At 39.6% G+C, this 18,403-nt stretch carries 17 protein-coding genes and 1 pseudogene; 7 read left to right on the top strand and 11 right to left on the bottom strand.

Going from position 1 to position 18,403, the window contains the following annotated elements; all coding sequences use genetic code 11:
* Nucleotides 1-7: 7 nt before the first annotated feature.
* The 4 genes from NGI26_RS07065 to rpsF form a co-directional block, all read right to left on the bottom strand.
* Nucleotides 8-517, bottom strand: a complete 510-nt coding sequence (locus NGI26_RS07065) for a GNAT family N-acetyltransferase (protein WP_251938160.1) — start codon at nucleotides 515-517, stop codon at nucleotides 8-10.
* Between the two features lie 100 nt (nucleotides 518-617).
* Nucleotides 618-857, bottom strand: a complete 240-nt coding sequence (rpsR, locus tag NGI26_RS07060) for a 30S ribosomal protein S18 (RefSeq protein WP_000068664.1) — start codon at nucleotides 855-857, stop codon at nucleotides 618-620.
* Between the two features lie 31 nt (nucleotides 858-888).
* Nucleotides 889-1,359: a single-stranded DNA-binding protein SsbA gene (gene ssbA / locus NGI26_RS07055; protein WP_251938158.1), complete on the bottom strand. Its 471-nt coding sequence runs from the start codon at nucleotides 1,357-1,359 to the stop codon at nucleotides 889-891.
* 11 nt (nucleotides 1,360-1,370) lie between these two features.
* Nucleotides 1,371-1,661: a 30S ribosomal protein S6 gene (rpsF, locus tag NGI26_RS07050; RefSeq protein ID WP_001151782.1), complete on the bottom strand. Its 291-nt coding sequence runs from the start codon at nucleotides 1,659-1,661 to the stop codon at nucleotides 1,371-1,373.
* A 396-nt stretch (nucleotides 1,662-2,057) separates the two neighbouring features.
* On the opposite strand from rpsF, the pseudogene NGI26_RS07045 reads away from it, so the two are divergent.
* A pseudogene (locus tag NGI26_RS07045) lies at nucleotides 2,058-2,869 on the top strand (IS30 family transposase).
* Here the strand turns inward: NGI26_RS07045 and NGI26_RS07040 are convergent.
* Nucleotides 2,866-4,209, bottom strand: coding sequence for a DEAD/DEAH box helicase (locus tag NGI26_RS07040; RefSeq protein ID WP_251938156.1), 1,344 nt, complete (start codon nucleotides 4,207-4,209; stop codon nucleotides 2,866-2,868). The pseudogene NGI26_RS07045 and the gene NGI26_RS07040 sit on opposite strands and share 4 nt — an antisense overlap.
* Before the next feature lie 470 nt (nucleotides 4,210-4,679).
* Entirely contained in the window at nucleotides 4,680-4,949 is a 270-nt protein-coding gene (gene rpsO / locus NGI26_RS07035) for a 30S ribosomal protein S15 (protein ID WP_001018251.1), read from the bottom strand.
* A 205-nt stretch (nucleotides 4,950-5,154) separates the two neighbouring features.
* Here rpsO and NGI26_RS07030 point away from each other — a divergent pair, with 205 nt between their 5' ends.
* Both NGI26_RS07030 and thrS read left to right on the top strand, forming a co-directional pair.
* Nucleotides 5,155-5,529, top strand: a complete 375-nt coding sequence (locus NGI26_RS07030; protein ID WP_251938154.1) for a hypothetical protein — start codon at nucleotides 5,155-5,157, stop codon at nucleotides 5,527-5,529.
* A 318-nt stretch (nucleotides 5,530-5,847) separates the two neighbouring features.
* Nucleotides 5,848-7,791, top strand: a complete 1,944-nt coding sequence (gene thrS / locus NGI26_RS07025) for a threonine--tRNA ligase (RefSeq protein ID WP_251938153.1) — start codon at nucleotides 5,848-5,850, stop codon at nucleotides 7,789-7,791.
* A gap of 212 nt (nucleotides 7,792-8,003) precedes the next feature.
* Here the strand turns inward: thrS and NGI26_RS07020 are convergent, their stop codons facing one another.
* From NGI26_RS07020 to NGI26_RS07000, 5 genes are all read right to left on the bottom strand, one after another.
* Nucleotides 8,004-9,053, bottom strand: a complete 1,050-nt coding sequence (locus NGI26_RS07020) for a DUF389 domain-containing protein (protein WP_251938150.1) — start codon at nucleotides 9,051-9,053, stop codon at nucleotides 8,004-8,006.
* Nucleotides 9,054-9,630: 577 nt separating this feature from the next.
* On the bottom strand, nucleotides 9,631-11,619 hold the full coding sequence (locus NGI26_RS07015; protein ID WP_251938148.1) for an ABC transporter permease: 1,989 nt from the start codon (nucleotides 11,617-11,619) through the stop codon (nucleotides 9,631-9,633).
* A gap of 1 nt (nucleotide 11,620) precedes the next feature.
* On the bottom strand, nucleotides 11,621-12,379 hold the full coding sequence (locus NGI26_RS07010) for an ABC transporter ATP-binding protein (protein ID WP_006152604.1): 759 nt from the start codon (nucleotides 12,377-12,379) through the stop codon (nucleotides 11,621-11,623).
* Nucleotides 12,380-12,962: 583 nt separating this feature from the next.
* Entirely contained in the window at nucleotides 12,963-13,937 is a 975-nt protein-coding gene (locus tag NGI26_RS07005; protein WP_251938145.1) for a sensor histidine kinase, read from the bottom strand.
* Complete coding sequence (locus NGI26_RS07000; protein WP_251938143.1) at nucleotides 13,930-14,607, bottom strand: response regulator transcription factor; 678 nt, start codon at nucleotides 14,605-14,607, stop codon at nucleotides 13,930-13,932. Before NGI26_RS07000 ends, NGI26_RS07005 begins: the two co-directional genes overlap by 8 nt.
* A gap of 320 nt (nucleotides 14,608-14,927) precedes the next feature.
* On the opposite strand from NGI26_RS07000, the gene NGI26_RS06995 reads away from it, so the two are divergent.
* The 4 genes from NGI26_RS06995 to NGI26_RS06980 all read left to right on the top strand — a co-directional run bounded on the left by NGI26_RS06995 (nucleotide 14,928) and on the right by NGI26_RS06980 (nucleotide 18,284).
* Nucleotides 14,928-15,497, top strand: a complete 570-nt coding sequence (locus tag NGI26_RS06995; RefSeq protein ID WP_251938340.1) for a TetR/AcrR family transcriptional regulator — start codon at nucleotides 14,928-14,930, stop codon at nucleotides 15,495-15,497.
* Nucleotides 15,498-15,583: 86 nt separating this feature from the next.
* Nucleotides 15,584-16,360: a ferredoxin reductase domain-containing protein gene (locus tag NGI26_RS06990; RefSeq protein WP_251938141.1), complete on the top strand. Its 777-nt coding sequence runs from the start codon at nucleotides 15,584-15,586 to the stop codon at nucleotides 16,358-16,360.
* Nucleotides 16,361-16,471: 111 nt separating this feature from the next.
* The gene (locus tag NGI26_RS06985; protein ID WP_251938138.1) at nucleotides 16,472-17,548 is read left to right on the top strand and encodes a DUF2974 domain-containing protein; all 1,077 of its coding nucleotides are present in this window, start codon (nucleotides 16,472-16,474) and stop codon (nucleotides 17,546-17,548) included.
* Between the two features lie 106 nt (nucleotides 17,549-17,654).
* Complete coding sequence (locus NGI26_RS06980) at nucleotides 17,655-18,284, top strand: MBL fold metallo-hydrolase (RefSeq protein WP_251938136.1); 630 nt, start codon at nucleotides 17,655-17,657, stop codon at nucleotides 18,282-18,284.
* Nucleotides 18,285-18,403: the final 119 nt, after the last annotated feature.

The following is an 18,403-nucleotide window of genomic DNA, read 5'->3' as shown; positions in this document are numbered from 1 at the left end:
CTATCTCTTATTCTAATTCCTTGGATAAGTAAAGAACTAAATCATCATTATTTTGAATAGTGGCATTCATTTCCAAAGGTTGGTTTCGATACCAAACGCCTGAACCATCTGGAATATAGCCTCTTTTGATGTACAATCTCTGGGCAGCTCCATACCCTGAATGGAGTCCAACACCAAGCGTCACCTTATCGAATATAAGCTTTACTCGATTTTCTGCTTCTTCTATCAAGAGATTGCCAATACCTTGATTTTGAAAGGATTCAAAGACATTGAAATCTGAAAGTTCTGGAGCCATTCCAGCAAAGGGACCCTGCTTAGCAGTTGGTAAAATGGTAATGTAGCCCGCTACAGCACCAACAATCTCTGCAACTAAGATTCCTCTCTCTCCACTTTCCTGCTCCTTAAAATATTGAGTTAAAATCTCCTCTCTACTTGGCCAACCTTGATTGATAAAACCTTGGGACAGGTGTTGGATATCCGATTCAATCATTTTTCTAATAATAGCATTTCCCTTCATAAGATGCTCCTTTAAAAATTCCTACTATCATTATAGCACGTTTATAGAAAGAAAAAAGACCCGTTGGGGTCTGAAAAAGAGGTCCGCTGGACCCCTTTTTTTAATCTTCGTTTACGAAAGGCATCAAAGCCATTACGCGAGCGCGTTTGATAGCTGTTGTTACTTTACGTTGGTTCTTCGCTGAAGTTCCAGTTACACGACGTGGAAGGATTTTCCCACGTTCTGAAACGAAACGGCTAAGAAGCTCAGTATCTTTGTAATCAACATATTCAATTTTGTTTGCTGCGATGTAATCAACTTTTTTACGGCGTTTGAATCCGCCACGACGTTGTTGAGCCATGTTTTTTCTCCTTTATAGTTTTAATTGTCCATTAGAATGGTAAATCATCATCTGAAATATCCAATGGATTTGTTGCTCCAAATGGATTTTCATCACGTGAAAAGTCAGGTACTGATTGTGTAGGTGCTGTATAACTAGCAGTTGATGCAGAATAAGCCCCACCTGTATGTCCTTCACGCACGCTACGGCTTTCCAACATTTGGAAATTGTCAGCCACGACTTCTGTTACGTAGACACGTTGTCCTTGCTGGTTATCGTAACTACGAGTCTGAATACGGCCTGTAATCCCAACAAGAGAGCCTTTTTTAGCCCAGTTAGCAAGATTTTCAGCCTGTTGGCGCCACATAACGACATTGATGAAATCAGCCTCACGTTCGCCATTTTGACTCTTGAATGTACGGTTTACTGCAAGAGTAAAAGTCGCAACTGCTACATTTGATGGGGTATAACGCAACTCAGCGTCACGTGTCATACGCCCTACAAGTACAACATTGTTAATCATAGTTTACCTTCTTACGCGTCAAGTTTGACGATCATGTGACGAAGAATGTCAGCGTTGATTTTTGAAAGACGATCAAACTCTTTAAGAGCTGCGTCATCGTTTGCTTCAACGTTAACGATGTGGTAAAGTCCTTCACGGAAATCTTGGATTTCGTATGCAAGACGACGTTTTTCCCATGATTTTGATTCAACAACAGTTGCACCGTTGTCAGTCAAGATAGAGTCAAAACGTGCTACCAAAGCGTTTTTCGCTTCTTCTTCAATGTTTGGACGAATGATATAAAGAATTTCGTATTTAGCCATTGATATGTTCCTCCTTTTGGTCTAATGACCCCAAGACTTTGCAAGGGGTAAGTGAGGTTTGCTCACAATTAACTATTATACTAGAAAAGCTAGTAGATAGCAAGAGAAAAAAGATAAAAATGAAAAAAAGAAGATGGATAAAAATTCTATAATGAAGTTAGCCACCCAACTTTCCTAAAAATGTAATGATTTAACTAGCTTATAGTTAGCTCCTGATTTCATTTGATAATAGGCTTGGAGATATTAGGCTCGCTAGCCAAGGCTAAGTCTAGCCTTAGTTTAGCTGACCGAACATCTTCAAGGGAACCTGTTGTCAAATGAAATCTAGTTATAGGCATAAGAAACCACCTCTGTGTTATACTTGTTGTTCGCCACAAACACAAGAAAGGCACAGAGATGCAAAACAATTATACTACAGAAGCTAAACACTTGACAATCCATAGCCGTCGTTTAATCGAACGATGGAAAAATGAAGGAAAATCAAATAGAGAAATCGCCTCTCTCCTTGGAAAAGCTCCTCAGACCATCCACAATGAAATCAAGCGTGGTACAGTCCTACAATGTCTAGCTACTACTGGATTCATCATGGGAAATTGGGACTAACCAAACAGAACCTCCTTTATCCTAGAAAAGGAAAAACTGTCAAGAAACAAGCTAGCCCCAACTTTAAACCTGCTGGTCAATCCATTGAACAGCATCCTAAAGCTATCAATCTTCGATTGGAGAATGGGCATTATGAGATTGATACGGTCCTACTGACAATAGCGAAAAACTGCTGCTTGCTGGTCTTGACGGATAGAAGGAGCAGACACCAAATTATTCGATTAATTCCCAATAAAAGCGCTGAGTCTGTCAATCGGGTTCTAAAACTCATCTTAAGACAACACAGGATTCTTTCCATCACGGCAGATAATGGAACGGAATTCAACCGCCTGTCTGATGTGTTTTCTAAGGAGCATATCTACTATGCACACCCCTATGCCTCTTGGGAAAGGGGAACTAATGAGAATCACAATAGGCTCATTCGTAGATGGTTACCTAAAGGAACTAAGAAAACGACTCCTAAGGAGGTCGCCTTCATCGAAAATTGGATTAATAACTATCCTAAAAAATGCTTGGACTACAAGTCACCCAGAAAAGACTGCTTGCTGGCTAACTTGAACTTGAAATTTAGCAAAAGAGCCATTCAGCTCCATTTTTGTCTTTAAAATGTTTGGCGTTTAGCTTTACGTTCTGCACGTCCACGGGCACGACTTTCTGCTCGCTTAGTCTTCCGACGTTTTTCATCAACGGCCCATTGAATCTTCTTCTTATAGCCTGGCTTGATTTTCTTCTTTTTCTTTTTAACCAAGCCAATCATTTCAATATCAAGCTTATCCTGTTTCTTCTCACGATTGGCACGACGATCACGATCATAAGTATCTTGGAATTCTCCGTCTTTAACCACCTTAGGTACAAACTTGATTCCTAATTTCTCTAACTCACGAATATCAGAGTCATCACTAGGCTGGTAAAGGGTAATAGCTGTACCGGGTAGACCGTTACGCCCAGTTCGTCCAACACGATGGACAAAGAAGGACAAGTCTTGAGGAATGGCATCATTGATAACGTGGCTGACACCCTCAATATCAATCCCACGCGCAGCTAGGTCAGTTGCTACGATATACTCAAAATCAAGATTTTTGACCTGATTCATGATACGTTTACGCTCACGAGGTGCAATATCTCCATGAATCTTAGCCACCTTCAAGCCTTGAGCTGTTAGGTATGTATGTAATTCATCTGCACGAGTCTTAGTATTGACAAAAATCATGGCTAGATATGGCTGCATGACTTGAGTCAACTCATAAATCTGAGCATTCTTATCACGACCCTTAGTCGAAATCAACCAGTTATCAATGGTGTCTGAGATAACCGTTTTGGTCTTGATTTTCTCCATGACAGGATTGGACAAGTATTTTTTCAAGAATGGTTGCAACTTTTGTGGGATAGTCGCTGAAAAGACCATGAATTGCAGGTCCTTAGGAAGGCTTCCTGCTATCTTATCAACTGTTTCTAAGAATCCCATATCCAAGGTCATATCGGCTTCATCGACAACGAAGGTCTTGGCCTTGTGAATAGCCAAATCACCAGATTTGAGCAAGTCATAAATCCGACCTGGCGTTCCGATAACAATATGGGGCTGATTGCTCGCGAGCTTATCAATCTGACGAGCCTTATCCGTACCACCAACGTAGTTAACGACACGAATTTCAACTTCTGAGTGGGCAGCAATCTGACGAGCCGCTTGGTAAATCTGCGTTGCCAATTCACGACTCGGAGCTGTGATAACTGCCTGTACACTATCGCTTTTTTCATCCAATTGTTGGAAAATCGGCAACAGGAAAGTGTGAGTCTTCCCTGAACCTGTTTTGGATTCACCAACCAAGTCACGACCTGCTAAAACAATCGGAATCAACTTTTCCTGCACCTCGGTAGCAGTCGTAAACTTCAACTCCTCCAATGCTTCTTCTATATATTTTTTAAATTTAAATTGTGTAAATGACATAATTTCCTCGATTCTATCTATCTTATGATTATACCATATTTTCATCCATTACTGTAACATTGTCATTTAGACCAATTAAGGTAAGGTGGCAAAAATAAAAAGCTCACTGAAGTCAGAGAGTTCATTTGAACTCGGGATAAAATCCTAGTGAAACAAAAAAATTTTCGCTAAGGGAGATGATCTGGTTTATTTTACCTTACAGTGCTAGGAACCATAATCGAAGATAATACTTAAGTATATCGAGGTAAAGTGACAAAAATAAAAAGCTACTCAACTATAGTAGCCTTATTTTAAAGATGTGCACAATTTAACACGGCCTAAGCACTTGAAAAAAACAAAAAGCCCTCTGAAGTCAGAGAGCTTGATTCTTGCTGGATAAAACGTTTGTAGACTAGGCGGCAAGCCGAAGATTGTACTGATGGTACATCGAGGCGAAGCCAACGAAGTATAGAAACGTTTTAGACGCAAGATTAACGACGAAGTCCAAGAGAGTTGATCAACTCACGGTAACGGTTAACGTCATTTTTACGCAAGTATGCAAGCAAGTTACGACGGCGACCGATTTTCTTCATCAATCCACGGTAAGTAGCGTGGTCTTTTTTGTGTTGTTTGATGTGTTCATTAAGGTGGTTGATTTCCCAAGTAAGGACAGCAACTTGAACCTCTACTGAACCTGTATCACCTTCGTGACGTGCATATTGTGCAATGATTTCATTTTTTTTCTCTTTTGAGATTGCCATGATGTTTCTCCTTTTTATTTGGCTTCATCCGAGTGACAGGTTGGCATGCCTGTAACCAAGAAGAAGTTATTTGTCTTTACGACATTTCTTATTCTACCAATAACTAAGTTCTTTGTCAACTGATTTACTATTCTTACCACAAAAGTGCTATAATAGTTATAGGAAGAATATCTAAGTTGACATCTTGAAAAGAGAGGTGATTACCATGCGTAAATTCTCGCAATGTCTCCCCTACTATTTGGTCATATTTTTCTTTTATTGGCCATTTTACGAGTTGGTCTTTCGAGTCGTTTCTGACTCCCTTACACTCAAGGCACTCTATGTAAACAATATTCTCTTCTATACACCTTTAGTAATCTTTATCGTATCGCTACTCTATAGCTACCGTTTCCGTTTCTCACTTTGGTGGTTACTGGGGATTGGATTACTCTATTGCTTTACCGTCATAACTTTTAAGGAATTTATCTGGTTTTACTTTTTAGCCTATGAAATCTTTGCCATAGTAGGTATGGCTGTCGGTGCGGCTATTAAAAATCTAGTTCAAAAACTGAAAAACAAAAAACTTTCACAAAATCCTTGAAAAATCTCGCAATCATGCTATAATAATGCATAGAGACAAGTCACTTAGAATCTTTCTTTTAGAGAGTGCGTGGTTGCTGAGAACGCATAGGAAGACTATACTGATACTACTCTACTGACTTTTATGCAAACATAAAACGGTGGCCACGTTAGAGCCAATCAGAGGTGTCCCTCTTTTTTGAGGAACATAAATGAAGGTGGAACCACGTTGCGACGTCCTTTTTAGGATGTCGCTTTTTGTTTTTCTTGATTTAAGACTAAAAAATAAGGACACACTTCTGCTTTAGAAATAATGAATAACTAATATAAGGAGAAAACCATGATTAAAATTACTTTCCCAGATGGCGCTGTTCGTGAATTCGAATCTGGCGTTACAACTTTTGAAATTGCTCAATCCATCAGCAATTCTCTAGCTAAAAAAGCTCTTGCTGGTAAATTTAACGGCAAACTCATCGACACTACTCGAGCGATCACTGAAGATGGAAGCATTGAAATCGTGACACCTGATCACGAAGACGCTCTTGACATCCTGCGTCACTCAGCTGCTCACTTGTTTGCACAAGCCGCTCGTCGTCTTTTCCCAGACATTCACTTGGGTGTTGGTCCAGCTATCGAAGATGGTTTCTACTACGATACTGACAACACAGCTGGTCAAATCTCTAACGAAGACCTTCCTCGTATCGAAGAAGAAATGCAAAAAATCGTTAAAGAAAACTTCCCATCTATTCGTGAAGAAGTAACCAAAGATGAAGCCCGTGAAATCTTCAAAAATGATCCTTACAAGCTTGAATTAATTGAAGAACACTCAGAAGACGAGGGTGGCTTGACCATCTACCGTCAAGGTGAGTATGTAGACCTTTGCCGTGGTCCTCATGTCCCATCAACAGGCCGTATCCAAATCTTCCACCTTCTCCATGTAGCTGGTGCCTACTGGCGTGGAAATAGCGACAATGCTATGATGCAACGTATTTACGGTACAGCTTGGTTTGACAAGAAAGACTTGAAGAACTACCTTCAAATGCGTGAAGAAGCTAAAGAGCGTGACCACCGTAAACTTGGTAAAGAGCTTGATCTCTTCATGATTTCTCAAGAGGTTGGACAAGGACTTCCATTCTGGTTGCCAAATGGGGCGACTATCCGTCGTGAATTAGAACGCTACATTGTCGACAAGGAGTTGGCTTCTGGCTACCAACACGTTTACACTCCACCGCTTGCTTCTGTAGAACTTTACAAGACTTCTGGTCACTGGGATCATTACCAAGAAGACATGTTCCCTACTATGGATATGGGAGACGGTGAAGAATTTGTCCTTCGTCCAATGAACTGCCCACACCACATTCAAGTCTTTAAACACCATGTTCACTCATACCGTGAATTGCCAATCCGTATCGCTGAAATCGGGATGATGCACCGCTACGAAAAATCAGGGGCCCTCACAGGTCTTCAACGTGTACGTGAAATGTCTCTCAACGACGGCCACCTCTTCGTTACCCCAGAACAAATCCAAGAAGAATTCCAACGTGCCCTTCAGTTGATTATCGATGTTTATGAAGACTTCAACTTGACTGAATACCGCTTCCGCCTCTCTCTTCGTGACCCTCAAGATACTCACAAGTACTTTGACAACGATGAGATGTGGGAAAATGCCCAAACCATGCTTCGTGCTGCCCTTGATGAAATGGGTGTGGACTACTTTGAAGCTGAAGGTGAAGCAGCCTTCTATGGTCCAAAATTGGATATCCAGGTTAAGACAGCCCTTGGTAAAGAAGAAACCCTTTCGACTATCCAACTTGACTTCTTGCTTCCAGAACGCTTCGACCTCAAATACATCGGAGCTGATGGTGAAGAACACCGTCCAGTTATGATTCACCGTGGGGTTATCTCAACTATGGAACGCTTCACAGCTATCTTGATTGAGAACTACAAGGGTGCCTTCCCAACATGGCTTGCACCACATCAAGTAACCCTCATCCCAGTATATAACGAGAAACACGTTGACTACGCTTGGGAAGTGGCGAAGAAACTCCGTGACCGTGGGGTTCGTGCAGACGTAGATGAGCGCAATGAAAAAATGCAATTCAAGATCCGCGCTTCTCAAACCAGCAAGATCCCTTACCAATTGATCGTTGGGGATAAGGAAATGGAAGACGGAACTGTCAACGTTCGTCGCTATGGACAAAAAGAAACACAAACTGTCTCAGTTGATGACTTTGTGCAAGCTATCCTAACTGATATTGCTAACAAATCACGCGTTGAGAAATAAGACGATCACAGTCTGAGAAACATTTTTCAGTAAGAAAAAGCAACAACTGAAATAGTTGTTGCTTTTTTATATTTTGTTTAACCTGAGTTAGTAGTGATTGATCAAACCACCACAAATAGTATCCTCATCAACAATCCTTTCTATCTATTAACTTTTGGATATAGGATATCCTCCCAAGATTTGCTTCCATGAGTTAGATAAGTTGACTATCCTCAGTCCTTGTCTGCTTCTTTTTCTTTTACGAGGTCTTTTTGTGAATCTTTTTCAGAGAGTTTTTGATCGATATACTGGTTAATGATTTCGTAAAATTCCTTAGTCGTCTCACTATCTAATTTTGTCGAATTATGAACTTGATTGACTTTCAATTGAACAGATTGAATACCGTAAGAGGCCTGCTTTTGACGAATGGTTTCTAATTCTTCTTCTGAAATCGGATCTCCAACAACTGTCAAGACCAATTCATTATTACTTGATTTGTAGACTTGATTAATGATCGTATGATTGGCGAACTCTTTGCCTACAAACTGTTTAATCCCTTCTTTTCGTGCTTGATCCATCGTCAGAGTGACTGCTGAATAGCTGGCTGGAAGAACCAATAATACAATCAAGGAGATCAACCCAATTCTCATTTTAATGTTTAGCTCTTTAAATGAACTTAAGGGAGATTTTCTCATCATAATTCTTGTTCCAACAATGTTGATTAGCATGATAAAGACACAGTTGATCAAGAAAAGATAAAGAGCCCCAAATAAAAATCGTACATTTCCATTAGCTAAACCATATCCTGCAGTGCAGATAGGTGGCATCAGAGCTGTTGCGATGGCTACTCCTGGTACGATATTGTTTGCTTCTTTTTTCCTTGAACCAATGAAACCTGCTATCCCACCCGCAATAGCAATGAGAACATCCCAAATGGTTGGAGAGGTTCGTGCAATCAACTCGCTACTTGCATAAGATAAGGGAGAAATCCAGAAATATAGAGTCGAGACAAGCAAGCTGACCAATACTTGAGTAAATAAAACCTCTAGAGATTGCTTGATTAAACGCGTATCAAAAATAGCTAAACCAAATCCGAGTCCAACAATCGATGTCATAAGAGGGGAAATCAGCATGGCTCCAATAATGACAGCTGTTGAATTCATATTTAGACCTATAGAGGCAATAAAAATCGCACACATCAAAATCACTGTATCTCTTAATCGAACATGAAGGTCATCATATAGTTTCTCGCGGAATTCACGTGTTGAATAGTTTCCGGACATTGGTTACTCCTTTTATTTCATATAATCTTGTTGCTGCATGGATGATGGTAGAGAGACTTCTGTCCAAACTGACATATTCTTAATTCTCATCTGTCATTCTTTTGAACATTATCTTTTAAATATCCATCAGTCCATCCTTGATATTATATCAAAAATTTTACAGCCTTTCTCTGAAGAAATCAATTAATATAAAAGATAGAGAAAGGAAGAAATTTTTGTATCCTTATCCGAAGAAGAAAAACGATATCTCCTCTGAAAGTGAATACCGTTTTAATGTTTAAATATGATGAGTTTGTAGCGGTAATCCTAGCTGATATCGCCAACAAATCTCGTGTTGAGAAATAAGAGATAAAACCTAGGACAAAATCCTAGCTACTAAAAAAGAGGCCGGGACAAAAGTCCTAGCCTCTCAATTGTCTTTGGATTGTCGAGAAAGACGCAGTGGTTGAGTGGGCTCTACTACGCTGATTTCATCAGCTTTTACAGCCCTACTCAACTGTGCGGAGGTGGGACGACGAAATCGAATTCTACCGAATTAACGATTTCTGTCTCACTCTCTTTTTTGATGTTTCTGTTTTTACATTTGAACAATTCTACGATAACTTCTTGAAGTAATTATAAAGATTAGTACATAGACTAAAGCAAAGACGCCACAGATAGATAATGTTACGGTCAACATCATAGCTGTATCGACAACGCCGATAACCTTGAGGATCAGGCTCAGCATATGATAAGCAAATGCCAAGTGAAGGAAGGCGAAGATTAGCGGTAGGAAGAAGACAGTCAAAACTTGCTTGTTAATAGTTTGCTTGATTTGTTTTTGGTCTAAGCCAACTTTTTGCAGGATAACAAATCGCTCACGGTCTTCATATCCTTCAGAAATTTGTTTATAGTAGATGACCAGAACGGTTCCGACCATAAAGATAATGGATAGGAAAATACCAATAAAGAAGACACCGCCAAAGAGGGCACTCATTTGAGCACTAGCATCTGCTAGATTGCTACCATACACATAGCTACCTTCAGTGTTTAATTGAGCATTAAACTTTTGTAAGTATTTTTCATATTCTTCAGCGACCTTGATTTGTTCTTCTTCACTGATATTTACATTCATACCACCGTAAAGCTGATTATAGATAGCCGAATCTGAGAATTGGTCCAAAAAGGCTTGTAAATCTGGAACAACAAGATAATTGTAATCAGCAGTAAAAATATTAAACTGATTTGGGACATGGTTAACAATGAAATCTCTAGTAAATTCTTCTTTTACAGAAAATTGATGGTCATTTAAAGTTAGGTTTTTCTGTCCTTTTAGTCCATCATTCTTAGCAAAGAGTCCGACCTCATTGCCTGATAGAGAAAGTTTTTGACCAGTCATATTTTCATAATCTTTTTGGTCAAATACCATGAAAACTGTTTTTGGTTGGACACGGTTTTGTCCTTTTTCAAAAATGGTTAACTTGGTTCCTTCTTGATTTGCAACACCAAAGTTACTGTAACGAAGAACTTCTTTCTCTTTAACACTATAACCTTTGTCACTTGCAAACTGGCTCAAGAGTTTGTCCAAGTCTTCTTTTTTAACATTTTGTCCAGTAATCCCAAAGTCATGCGGATTCATCACTTTTTTAAAGCTTTCTGAGGCATTGAAAATGCTTGTTGCTGCTGACATGGTTACTAAAACCATTGTTGACAAAATTGCGATAGTTGCTAGTCCAACCGCATTTTTCTTCATACGGAAAATCAAGTTGGACACTGAGATGAGATTATTTGGTTGGTAATAGTATTTTTTATTTTTCTTTAAGATTTGAAGGAAAACTGTAATCCCTGCATTGAACAAAAGATAAGTACCAAAGATAACCAGCAAAACAGCTAGGAAAAATGTTGTTAGGGCTGTAAGAGGATCTTTTACTGTAAGGGCAAGATAATAGCCAATCCCTAAGCTAATGGAACCAAGAATGGTTTGGAGAAGAAGGAAGCGACCTTTTTTCTCTCCGCTTGCTTTCTCACGCGAGAGCTGGAGGGCATTCATACGGGCGATTCGAAGGGCATTCAGAAACATGAGGCCTAGGAAAATCAAACCAAAGACAACAAGTACTGTAATGACAACTTTCATCTGGAAGGTAGCGACCATCTCAACCTTTAATTTCATCAGTTTAAGCAAGAAGGCGAAAATCAACTTGTCAAACAAGGCTCCAATACCGATACCTGCTCCAACAGTTAGAATTCCAAATAGCACCAACTCTTTAAAGGTCATACTGATCAGATGACGCTTCTCCAAGCCCAACATACCATAAATCCCCAACTCCTTGGAGCGGTTTTTCATAACAAAACTATTGGCATAAAGGACGATAATGGCTGACGCAAGGGTGACGACAAACATACCAAATCCTAGAGTAGCTTGAATCGTTTCACCTCCACGGATTTCCGAAATCTTGGGATTGAAGGTTAGAGAGTAAAAGAGATAGGTGATAGTGACTGCCAAAATGACAGCCAAAGCAAAAGGGTAATAGAGTTTACGGTTTTTGATTAAGTTGGATATGGCCAACTTATTGGTTAATCGAAACATACTAGTTCACCTCACTTGCCATAACAGTCAAGGTGTCAGAGATTTCTTGGAACATCTGACGATCCGTCTTTTCACCACGGTAGATTTGATTGTAGAGGATGCCGTCCTTGATGAAAAGGACACGTTTTGCACGGCTGGCCGCAGCTGTTGAGTGGGTTACCATGAGAATGGTCTGTCCTTGCTCGTTGATCTGATCAAAGATATCAAGGAGGGCTGCAGATGATTTAGAATCTAGGGCTCCTGTTGGCTCATCCGCAAGGAGAATTTCTGGTTCTGTGATGATAGCCCGTGCAACTGCAACCCTTTGTTTTTGCCCTCCAGAGATTTCATAAGGGTACTTCTCCTGCAATTGATTGATGCCAAGATTTTCGGCCGTCACGACTAATTTTTTCATCATTTCTGTAATAGGCTTTCTAGACAATACCAAAGGGAGTAAGATATTGTCTTTAACAGAAAGCGTATCTAGCAAATTAAAGTCTTGGAAGACAAAACCTAGCTTTTCACGACGGAAACTTGATGCTTCAGAATTTTTAATGGTAGCTGTATCTGTTCCATTTAGAAAGACCTGACCACGAGTTGGCTTGTCAAGCATAGCAAGAATATTGAGTAGAGTCGATTTCCCGGAACCAGACTCACCCATGATAGCGACGTAGTCGCCTTTTTCAACGGTAAAGTGAATATCTTTCAGGGCTTCTACTTGGTTGCCTTGAAAGCGAGTTTTATAAATCTTTTGAACGTGTTTTACATCTAATAGTGTCATTTTAACTTCTCCTTTTTAATATCCCATTAACTGAAACTGAGCTTGCATCATTTCGATACCGAGCTGAACTCGCTCGATATCCTTTGGACTCGGCTTACTTGTTTGTTTCTTTTGTAAAATTGTTTTCATGGTTTCTCTCCTTTTTCTTTATGCTCTAAGTTTACTCCAAAAAAAGAGGACTTGCCATAACATAACCTTACAAAAGAGGACTTTAATCTTACATTTTTGTAAGATTACATTTTTTTCTAATTGAAGCCTTTTTTCTCACTATATCAAGGTCTAAAGAAGAGAGAGTGGGACAGAAATCGGTCATTCGTTAGAATTCGATTTCGTCGTCCCACCTCCGCACAGTTGAGTAATACACAATGAAAATCAAAGAGCAAACTAGGAAGCTAGCCACAAGCTGTACTTGAGTACGGTAAGGCGACGCTGACGTGGTTTGAATTTGATTTTCGAAGAGTATAAGGCTGTAAAAGCTGATGAAATCAGCGTAATAGAGCCCACTCAACCACTGCGTCTTGCTCGACAATCTAAAGACAATTGAGAGGCTAGGACTTTTGTCCCAACCTCTTCTCAATTCTTTTCATTCAACCAGTAAATTAACTTCAGAGAACTTAATCCTCACCGTTGTTCCTTGCCCAAGCTCGGATTCTATTTGAATTTGATGTCCTAATTCTTGGCTGATTTTCTGGGTTAGATAGAGCCCAAGTCCAGATGACTGCTGGGTCATACGACCATTATAGCCTGAAAATCCACGTTCAAAGACTCGCAACCGATCACTGTTTTTGATACCAATCCCAGTATCTTTGATGCAAAGGTCTGAACCTTCCATATAGATTTCAACCCCACCTTCATTTGTGTACTTGAGGCTATTTGATAGGATTTGTTCAATGACTACCAACAGCCATTTTTTATCCGTCACAATCCTTCTGTCCAAGTCATGCAAATTAATACTTAGATCTTTCTGGATAAAGAAAATAGCATATTTGCGAATGACTTCCTTGACCAGATCTTCTATATTTTCTTTCTTCAACACCAAATCATCATGGAAGCTTTCTAAGCGTAGATATTGGAGAACGAGGTTGGTATAGGAATCAATCTTAAAAATTTCTTGCTCCATCTGTTGCTTCAGTTGGCGATTCGCCACCTCGCTCACTAGGAGTTTACTGGCTGCAATCGGCGTCTTTATCTGGTGGACCCAGAGAGTATAGTAGTCCACCAAATCATTGTATCGGTTTTCAGCATCTGATTTCTTTTGATAGAGTTCCGCTTCACGTTTCTCTAATTTTTCAGTTAGAAGGACTTCCATTGGTGACTTAGCTTTTCTTTCCCCATAGAGCAATTCCTTACGATAACGTTGCAATTCCACTCCAAAATCCCATATCAAGAATATAAAGGTAAAAACGGACGATAGAAGAAAAAAATAGTTAAAGTAAGGACCTTGATTAGCAAATAAGACCTCAAAAAGAAGAAGGAGACCCGTCAATAACAGAGTAAAAGCTAAAAAACGGCTACGGGAACGGATATAAGCTAGAGAAAAACTTTTGAGATCAAGCATGTTTCAATCCGTACCCTATCCCTTTCTTAGTTTCGATAAAACCAATCAAACCTTCTTCCTCCAGTTTTTTGCGCAAACGAGCGACATTAACGGATAAGGTATTATCATCGATAAAGAAGTCACTGTTCCAAAGTTCCCGCATCAAATCATCACGCGCTACGACATTTCCTGCATGCTCAAATAAAACCCGCAAAATCTGAAATTCATTCTTAGTTAAACTGATAGCTTTTCCATTGACATGCACATCCATAGACTTGGTATTGAGGATAACTCCTGCATATTCTAACAGACTTTCATCCCGTCCAAACTCATAGGAGCGGCGCAATAATCCTTGGACCTTCGCTAAAAGGACCTGCTGGTCAAAAGGCTTGGTCACAAAATCATCTGCTCCCATGTTAATAGCCATGACGATGTCCATAGCCTGGTCTCTCGAAGACAGAAATATAATAGGAACCTTGGAAATCTTACGGATTTCTTGGCACCAATGATAGCCATTAAAGAGAGGCAATCCAATATCCATGAGAACCAGATGAGGTTGAGACTGGGCAAATAAGGTTAAAACTTCCATGAAGTCTTCCACCATGACTACCTCAAACCCCCATTCGGAGAGCATTTTCCCAACTTGCTGACGGATGACTTGATCATCTTCTACTAGTAAAATCTTATGCATGCGCTCCTCCTTTGCTCTTGTTCAAACTATAAAAAACCTTAATAAAAAATCTATGAATTAGTAACTCAACTATTTGGCTATTTATCTTTCAAATCCAGATTCGGAAACGAAAGCTAAATAGAGAATAATCCCATTGATATCATACCTTATTTTTAACTATAGTTCCAGCCTTATCCTATATTTTCTTTTTTGTGCTCATTTAGTTAGCGTTTCTTTAACTTATTTAATAGATCTAGCCTTCTTATTGACAAGCTGGCAATGATTTGTTAGAATATGAATGAACGAACAAATTTATTCATTCATAAAGCAAAGGAGGTTAAATCATATTGGACAAAAAACAAGCTCTAAAAACAGCAGCCTATGACGTTTTTTCGAAAAAAGGTTACAAAGCGACAGGAATTTCAGAAATAGCTAGGCAAGCTGGTATGGCAGTAGGTTCTTTTTATAACTATTACGAGAGTAAAGAAGCCATTTTTCTAGACATCTATATAGATGAAAACAACCGTGTTCGCCAAGCTATGATCGAAGAACTGGATTGGGAAATTGACATGATTGACCTCATTGGTCAACTCTTTGCTCAGTCCAGAGCACTCGTTTCTTCCAATAAAATCCTTGCAGAATGGTACAATCCTGCCATAGCCGATGACTTGCACAGCTACTATTCCTCGGAAGAAGGCAAAGTCGCAAATCCTTTTCATCAGTTTCTAGTTAAAACTTTTACAAATCGTATGCAGGCTGAAGGGTACTCGCCAGAAAAGATTCAAGAGATTTTACAAGTTTACAACCTATTTTACTACATGGATATGCATATTACGGAAAAAGATTTTCCAGATATTGGCAAAACTGTCGAAATACTTGCAACCAACTTCATAAAAGGAGTACTAAAATAAAGAAAGTGGTTTTCTTTATTTTTTGGAAATATGTGAATGAATTTATTTTTTGTTCATTCAATAATTAAGATTAGGAGTCATAAAAAATGAAAAGAGGTAAAAAAATGTTTATTATCATTCTGTCAACACTTGGAGCGCTATGTATTATAACTTGGGGTGCCATCGCTTATCTTGGACGAAGCCAGACATTATCGATAAAATCCATCGAAAACCCCAGCGGAAATCTATATTTAATTCATATCACAAAACCGAGTCATCAAATCTGGAAAGCTGGGGCTTACGCTAAGTTTACACTCCCTGATACCTCGTCTACTGCTAGTAAATATGAAGCTAAGGGAGAGCAAACCAGTCGATGGCTAACCATTGCCTCCACACCTGATGAAGATGAAATTCTCATTTTGACTCATAATAGTGGTAGCCACTTTAAGGAAACCTTGACACATTTACCAGCTGGCAGTGAGATTGAGATGAGTTGGCTGGATTCCTCTTTGACTGTTAAAGATACGAATAAGCCACTAGTTTGCTTTGCATCTGATGTCGGCATTTCTGCTCTACGCCCCCTTATCAAAGAATGGGCTGGTAAATGTCCGATTATTCTCAACCATTTTGATAAAGGAGTTACTATTTTCGATAATGAGATGAAGGAACTGGCTCAAAAAACACCGAATTTTACTTATAAAACTAGCGATGAACTTTCTCAAAGTCAAGCATTTTTAAAACATGCTATTGATGAATACGGCAATCAAGCCAGCTATCTCATCACAGGTCAGCCTGATGATGTAAATGAGATGAAGAAGTTTTTAAAGGAAAATGGGATTGATAGCAAAAACATACAAGTAAGCTCGTTTAGAGGTTTGAAATAGGAGCAATCTATCTTCTATGTATTTCAATCAAACCCTACTAGGTCATTCGAACAAGCCTACTAGCGAATTCTAGGTAAATGTGATAGGATAAACATAGAGAAAGGAGCTTTTATGGCCAATATTTTTGACTACCTAACTGACGTTCAATATGATTCTTTTTATGATGTTCCCTTAAACGAACTGGATGTACTTGCTTTTACAGAGCTAACCTATCTTCCTTTTGATAACTTATTGGACCAATCCATCAATCGTTTAAGCGATGTCGCAACACGTATTCCTCGAGAAAACACCATGTTGACCAATAAAGAACGGCTGCAACTCTTAGACCAACTAGCCTCCCACAAACGTTTTAAAAATAGCAAACTCTCTAACTTTGTAAACGAGATTGATACTGAGGAACAAAAGCAGTTCGCTGCTATGACCTATCGTCTTAATCTAGATACCTATCTGATTGTCTTTCGTGGTACAGACGATAGTATTATTGGTTGGAAGGAAGATTTCCATATGACCTACATGAAGGAAATCCCTGCCCAAAAACATGCTCTAACCTACTTAGAAGATTTCTTTAAACAATATCCAAAGCAAAAAGTAATCATTGCTGGACATTCTAAAGGTGGGAATCTAGCCGTCTATGCTGCAAGTCAAATCCAGCCTGATTTGCAGGAAAAAATCTCGGCTATTTACACCTACGATGCTCCTGGTTTGCAGGCTCAACTGACTGAATCCACTGGCTACCAAGACATTATCCCTAAAATTCAGCGTTATGTGCCCCAGGGATCTGTCATTGGAATGATGCTGGTAGTGCCTGATACTCCTATCGTTGTCAAATCTACGGCTCTTGGAGGTATCGCCCAACACAATACTTTTAGCTGGCTAACTGAAGGGCACCACTTTGTCCAACTAGAGGAAATTAGTAGCGAAAGTCTACAAATCAAAGACACTCTCAAAGAATGGGTGGACAGTGTTCCCGATGAAGAACTAGAGCTCTACTTTGATCTCTTCTTTGGAACTATTTTAGAGTCCGGCATCAACTCTATCAATGATTTATCTTCTATCAGTGCTATCGAGCACATTCATCAACTAGTTTCCCAAGCTAAAACACTGGATCCTGAACAAGTTGAAATCTTAAAAAACCTGACGCAACTCCTACTGGATGCTCGTTTCCAAGCCTGGAAAAATCATTTTTAATGTATCAAAAAGTCCCTTCCTTTATGGAGGGACTTTCTTCTTGATTTCTTATTTTGTGCTTCTGTGCTATACTAGAAACTGTAAATTCTTTGAAAGAGGAAATCCTATGAAAATCCATAAAACTGTTAATCCTGTTGCCTATGAAAATACCTATTATCTAGAAGGAGATCAGCACCTGATTGTGGTCGATCCTGGTAGTCATTGGGAGACTATTCGCAAAACCATAGAAACCATCAATAAACCCATCTGTGCTATTCTTCTGACCCACACCCACTATGACCATATTATGAGTCTTGACTTGGTCAGAGATACTTATGGAAATCCTCCAGTCTATGTGGCAGAAAGTGAAGCTTCTTGGCTCTATACTCCTGTTGACAACCTTTCAGGTCTCCCTCGACATGACGATATGGCAGATGTCATCTGCAAACCAGCTGAACACACTTATGTCTTTCATGAAGAATACCAGATTGAAGAATTCCGCTTCACAGTCTTACCAACTCCGGGCCACTCTATCGGTGGTGTCTCTATCATCTTTCCTGATGGTCATCTAGTCTTGACCGGAGATGCCCTTTTCCGAGAAACCATTGGTCGGACAGATTTGCCAACTGGTAGTATGGAACAACTCCTTCATAGTATCCAAACCCAGCTCTTTACACTCCCAAACTACGACGTCTATCCAGGACATGGACCTGCTACGACTATCGCCCACGAAAAAACCTTCAATCCATTTTTCTAGCAATCGAAAAGAGGCTGGGACAAAAGTCCTAGTCTCTTAATTGTCTTTGGATTGTAGAGCAAGACGCAGTGGTTGAGTGGGCTCTACTACGCTGATTTCATCAGCTTTTACAACCCTAC

Origin of the sequence: Streptococcus sp. Marseille-Q0941, assembly GCF_943736975.1 — a bacterium.
Classification (GTDB): domain Bacteria; phylum Bacillota; class Bacilli; order Lactobacillales; family Streptococcaceae; genus Streptococcus.
The sequence above is the reverse complement of the archived record's forward strand: the minus strand, read 5'-3'. Positions and strand labels throughout refer to the sequence as shown.